We start from the raw sequence: 1,167 nt of genomic DNA on the forward strand, positions 1-1,167 counted from the left end.
CTGCGACCACGGCTGYGGCATCGGTTTGCGGATCGGCTTCGATCGCAGCTTCTGCCCGGGCCTCGGCTACAGGCTCGGCTCCGGCTTCAGGCTGGACTGCGATCACGGCTGCGGCATCGGTTTGCGGATCGGCTTCGATCGCAGCTTCTGCCCGGGCCTCGGCTACAGGTTCGGCTCCGGCTTCAGGCTGGACCGCGACCACGGCTGCGGTATCGGTTTGCGGATCAGCCTCGACTGCAACTTCTGCCTGGGCTTCGGGCTGAACTGCGGCTACGACCACGGAATTGGTTCGCGGCTCGGCTTCGACAGCCACTTCCGCCTGGGCTTCAGCAACAGCGACAGCATGTCCGGCATCCCCGGCAACCGGCTCGGTGACGATTCCGGCGGAGGCTTCGTGCAACTCGTTGGACGGTACCTCGGCAGCGGCCAAGGCCGCTTCGGTGGCCACCGGATTGCTCACCGCGTCGATTGGCGCCTCGGCGGGGGCATCGATGGCGGCATCCGGCAATGGCGCGGATGCCGCCTGCGCCTCGGCCACAGCCTCCTGCGGCGACGACGCCGGCACGGCAGGCAACGCCGGCCGACGGCCACCAGCCAGTGCTTTCAGCTCCGCCATCAGCGCCTCGGCTTCCAGGCGGATCTCCTCCAGCGTCACGGATGGCGCATCGCCTTGCCTCGCGGCGTTCGCAAGCAGTTTGGCGGGCTCGGGAGTCTCGCCGGGCACGGTGGCGGCAAGTCCGGAGACCGGCATGGCGACGTCCTCGGGGGTCAGCACGGCTACCGTCTGCGGCTCCTCGGCGAGTACTGCGATGGCTTCCCCGGTTTCCAGCACGCCGGTATCCAGCGTGCCCGCCGACTCGGGCTGCGCGGCCGGCGCGTGCGCTGGCCGCGCCTGGGCGTCCGCGGGCGGCGGTGCCACGGCAGCGGTTGTCACGGTCGTTGCGGCAACGGGCTGGACGGGCCGCGCGTTGGCTTCGGGCAGCGTCGTAATCGTCGAGCGCGAGCCCATCTGCGGCTGGCGGAAGGGGCTGCTGACCACGGTCGCGCGCGCAGGCGTCGCCGCGGCCGGGCTGGTTGTGGCGCGGGCCTGCGTGGCCACAGCCGCCGCCGCGCTGGCTGCGGCAGCCGCGGACGCCGTCCGTGCGGCAGCCTGGGGCTGGGTGGCTG

The 1,167-nt window shown here is 71.7% G+C and carries 1 pseudogene; it reads right to left on the reverse strand.

What is annotated here, in order from left to right:
- A pseudogene (locus tag AC1DN0_RS41070) lies at window positions 1–1,167 on the reverse strand (hypothetical protein); the annotation flags it as partial.

The organism is Cupriavidus sp. 05N39 (assembly GCF_056397325.1).